The sequence below is a fragment of the Hydrogenophaga sp. genome, from assembly GCF_051007235.1.
Taxonomy (GTDB): Bacteria; Pseudomonadota; Gammaproteobacteria; order Burkholderiales; family Burkholderiaceae_C; genus Hydrogenophaga.
The window spans coordinates 1-4037 of record NZ_JBPCSJ010000482.1 but is presented as its reverse complement, the minus strand read 5'-3'; the positions used below and the strand labels follow the sequence as shown (position 1 = coordinate 4037).

The following is a 4037-nucleotide window of genomic DNA, read 5'->3' as shown; positions in this document are numbered from 1 at the left end:
CAAGGTGCCCGGTCTGGACAAGGGCTTCCGTTTTGCGAGCCTGTCGGAAATCGACACCCACTTCGGTTGCAAGCCGGGCTACCTGGGACCGGTCGGTCTGAAGCAGCCGCTGAAGATTGTGGCCGACCGCGAGGTGGCGGTGATGGCCGACTGGATCTGTGGTTCCAACGAACCGGACTTCCACACCACGGGTGTGAACTGGGGCCGTGACCTGCCCGAGCCAGATCTGGTGGCCGATATCCGCAACGTGGTCGAAGGCGATCCGTCGCCGGACGGCAAGGGCGTGCTGGCGATCGAACGCGGCATCGAGGTCGGCCACGTGTTCTACCTCGGCACCAAGTACAGCAAGGCCATGAACGCAACCTTCCTGGACACCGATGGCAAGCCCAAGCACTTCGAGATGGGGTGCTACGGCATCGGCATCACGCGCTTGCCGGCCGCCGCCATCGAGCAGAACCACGACGAGCGCGGCATTGTCTGGCCCGACGCGATCGCGCCGTTCACCGTGGTGGTCTGCCCGGTCGGCGCTGACCGCAGCGAGGCCGTCAAGGCCGCGGCCGACGAGCTGTATGTCGGTCTGCTGGCCGCGGGTGTCGACGTGATCCTGGACGACCGCGGCGAGCGGCCGGGCGCCATGTTCGCCGACTGGGAGCTGATCGGCGTGCCGCACCGCGTGACGATTGGCGATCGGGGTCTGAAGGAAGGCATGGTCGAGTACCAGCACCGTCGCGACGTCGCTGCGACCAAGGTGCCGGCCGCTGAGGCCCTGGCCTTTGTGAAGGGCCGTCTGAGCGCATGAGCGCCGACGGGCCACTCCCAAGGCGCGCTGTCCCTCAGCGCGCAGCGCGAAGGGATGTGCAATGACTGCCCCGGTGTCGGACCTGAGCCGGCGCCAGTACCTGTTGCGCACCGCGGCGCTGGGCGCTGCGGGCTGGCTGGGCACCGGCTCGGTGCACGCCGGCGGGCAGTTGGAAGAGCCGCTGGCCGATTCGGTGCGTTCGGCCCTCAGCGCGGCCATCGCCAGCAGCGCGCCGCCGGTGCCGGAGTTCACCGAGCTGGACAAGCGCCTGGCCTACCTGCGCTGGTTGGGGGCCATGAGCGACCGGCTCAAGAAAAAGAAGCCGGACTTCCAGACCCGCATCGAATTCCTGCAGACGGTCTGGTACGAAAGCCGGCGCGCGGGGCTGGATACCACTCTGGTGATGGGGCTGATCCAGGTCGAGAGCGCGTTCCGCAAGTTCGCCATCTCGCCGGTGGGCGCGCGCGGCTACATGCAGATCATGCCGTTCTGGTCGCGGGTCATCGGCGACGGTGATGCGGGCAAGCTGTTCCACATGCAGACCAACATCCGCTTCGGCTGCGTGATCCTGCGGCACTACCTGGACCGCGAGCGCGGCGACACCTACCTGGCGCTGGGCCGCTACAACGGCAGCCGCGGCAAACCGCAGTACCCCAACGCGGTGTACGCCGCGGCCAAGAACTGGGTCCACGCCGACGCCTGAGCGCCGGGTCGCGCCCTACTGCAGGAACCCGATCCGCGACTTGCCGGTGCCTGCACGGGGCAGGTCACCCGGTTCCACGCTGAAGCGTTTGTCCAGCCGCGCGTTGCCGAAGGCGGTGACCAGGGCTCGTCGCATCTCGCGCGGGGCCAGCGTGGCCAGCAGGTCCAGCACGTCGTCGGCTGGTTCGGGGTCGAAGCGCTGGCCCCAGTCGTGTTCGCCCAGGATGCCGCGGTAGAGGTGGGCCGCGATTTTGCGTGCCGCATCGGGTGACGGCGGTGCGATCTCGAACACGTTCATGCGGTTGCGGATCGGCTCCGGGATGGCGCGCTCGTCGTTGGCGGTGGTGATCCAGATCACCTGGCTGGCGTCGATGGGGACCTCGGCGAACTCGTCCACGAATTGCTGGGCCGTGTCGTGTTCCAGCAGGCTGTAGAGCGCGCCCAGCGGGTCGTACTGGGCATCGGCGGCGGCTTTGTCGATCTCGTCGACCACGATCACCGGGTTGGCGTACTGGCCGTCCACCAGGGCCTCGAACACCTTGCCGGGCTTGGCGCCCTTCCATTGCGAGGATGACCCTGAGAGCAGCCAGCCAGCGGTCATGCTGCTCATGGGGACCAGGCTCATGCTGGTGCCCAGCAGGTCGGCGATCTGTTTGGCGAAGTGGGTCTTGCCCACGCCGGGCGGGCCCAGCAGCAGGATGGGCGTGACCTCCAGGCCGTCGTGGCTGTCCTGGCTGAGGGCGACGTGGCGTTTCACGTCGTCGAGCACCTCGCCAAAGTTGGGCAGCAGGTCGTACAGCGGCGCCATGTCGGGCACGCCCGAGGGCTTGACGGCGAAGCGCTGGGGGCCGCGTTCGAGCATGCGTTGCCAGGTGTTGCGCAGGCCTTCGTATTCGCGCTCGTTGCCGCTGGCCTGCAGGTGGGCCAGCTTGCGCTCGACCTCGTCGGCCTTGAACACACTGCGCATCCGGGCGATGGGCAGTCCGAGGGTGGGGGAAGCGACCAGGCTGCGTGAGCTGCTCATGCGGTTCTCCTTGAAAGGTTCGACGACGGTTTCATTGAAGCACAAGCTGTGCCCACCTGAAACGTCGGAAGAACCCGGAAAACATGGCGCAATACCGGGCAGTGCGGGTGTGCGTGACGCTGTGCACACTCACGAACGACACAGCCGCCCGGAGGCGGCTGTATGTGCGAAGCGGGCGCGGGTCAGGCCTGGCCGCTGATGGCCTTTTGCAGCTCGCCCGACTCGTACATCTCCATCATGATGTCCGAGCCACCGATGAACTCGCCCTTGACGTAGAGCTGCGGGATCGTCGGCCAGTTGCTGTATTCCTTGATGCCCGCGCGGATGCCGTCGTCTTCCAGCACGTTCACGGTCTTGAGGGTCTTGGTGTCGACGCCGCAGGCCTTGAGGATCTGGATCGCGCGGCCGGAGAAACCGCACATGGGAAAACTGGCGCTGCCCTTCATGAACAGCACGATATCGTTGGATTTGACCAGTTGGTCGATCTGGGTTTGCGCGTCGCTCATGGGCTGTGTCCTGTGGTGTTGTGGGTGAAGCACCGGCCTGGGCCGGCAGAGGAGTCGATTATCGCAAGCCAGGCCAGCGGCCACCACTGCAGCGTTCAATGCCCGCCAGGTCGGTGCGGCTGCTGACGGCTTCGAATCCCTGTGCGCCCAGCTGTTCGCGCACGGCAGCGGCCTGGTCGTGACCGTGTTCCAGCAGCAGCCAGCCACCCGGGTTCAGCGCAGAGGGCGCATGGGCCACGATCTGGCGGATGTCGTCCAGCCCATCCGGGCCGGCGGTCAGGGCGCCGATCGGTTCGTGGGTGAGGGCGGCCAGGTGGTGGTCGCCTTCGGCGATGTAGGGCGGGTTGCTGGCGATCACGTCAAAGCGTTCACCCGGCACCGCCGCCAGCCAGGCGCCGTAGGCGAAGCGCACGGCCAAGCCCAGGCGCTGCGCGTTGGCCTGGGCCACGGCGAGCGCGTCCGCGCTGGCGTCGGTCGCGGTCACATGCACGTTGGGCCTTCGATCCGCGACCGTCAGCGCGATGGCGCCGCTGCCGGTGCCCAGGTCCAGTAGGCGGGGAACGTTGGCGCCGCCCGGGGGCAGGGCGTCCAGTGCCCATTCCACCAGCACCTCCGTGTCCGGGCGCGGCACCAGCACGCGCGCATCCACGGCCAGCGTCAGCCCGCCGAACTCTTTTTCGCCCAGCAGGTAGGCGACGGGCTCACCGGCTTGGCGGCGCTGCAGCAGCGCGCCCCAGCGGTCAGCCGCGTCAGCCGTTAGCGGATCGCTGTCGTGCGCGATCAGCCAGGCCCGGTCGTGCGGTGAGCGGCCCAGCGCGTGCAGCAGCAGCATCTGCGCATCCAGTCGGTCCAGGCCGGCGGTCGCAGCACGTCGCAGAGCGTCTTGCAGCGTATTCATCGGCTGTTCTGTTGTTCCAGATCGGCCAGCAGCTCGGCCCCGCGCGCCACCTGCAGTGCGTGGATCACGTCGCCCAGGTCGCCCTCCATCACCTGCAGCAGCTTGTAG

General features: G+C 67.7%; 5 protein-coding genes. 2 read left to right on the top strand and 3 right to left on the bottom strand.

Translation table 11 applies throughout. The features are described from left to right. On the top strand, window positions 1–799 hold a 799-nt coding region (locus ACR2JA_RS17080; RefSeq protein WP_434010274.1), incomplete at its 5' end, for a His/Gly/Thr/Pro-type tRNA ligase C-terminal domain-containing protein. Between the two features lie 61 nt (window positions 800–860). Further along, window positions 861–1502 (top strand): lytic transglycosylase domain-containing protein, encoded by a 642-nt coding sequence (locus tag ACR2JA_RS17075; RefSeq protein ID WP_434010273.1) that lies wholly within the window; start codon window positions 861–863, stop codon window positions 1500–1502. Between the two features lie 15 nt (window positions 1503–1517). Here the strand turns inward: ACR2JA_RS17075 and ACR2JA_RS17070 are convergent, their stop codons facing one another. The 3 genes from ACR2JA_RS17070 to prmC form a co-directional block, all read right to left on the bottom strand. After that, complete coding sequence (locus tag ACR2JA_RS17070) at window positions 1518–2525, bottom strand: AAA family ATPase (RefSeq protein WP_434010272.1); 1008 nt, start codon at window positions 2523–2525, stop codon at window positions 1518–1520. Window positions 2526–2707: 182 nt separating this feature from the next. After that, a complete protein-coding gene (gene grxD, locus ACR2JA_RS17065; RefSeq protein ID WP_434010270.1) occupies window positions 2708–3031 on the bottom strand; it encodes a Grx4 family monothiol glutaredoxin in 324 nt (107 codons plus the stop codon). A 58-nt stretch (window positions 3032–3089) separates the two neighbouring features. Further along, window positions 3090–3929, bottom strand: a complete 840-nt coding sequence (gene prmC, locus ACR2JA_RS17060; protein WP_434010269.1) for a peptide chain release factor N(5)-glutamine methyltransferase — start codon at window positions 3927–3929, stop codon at window positions 3090–3092. Window positions 3930–4037: the final 108 nt, after the last annotated feature.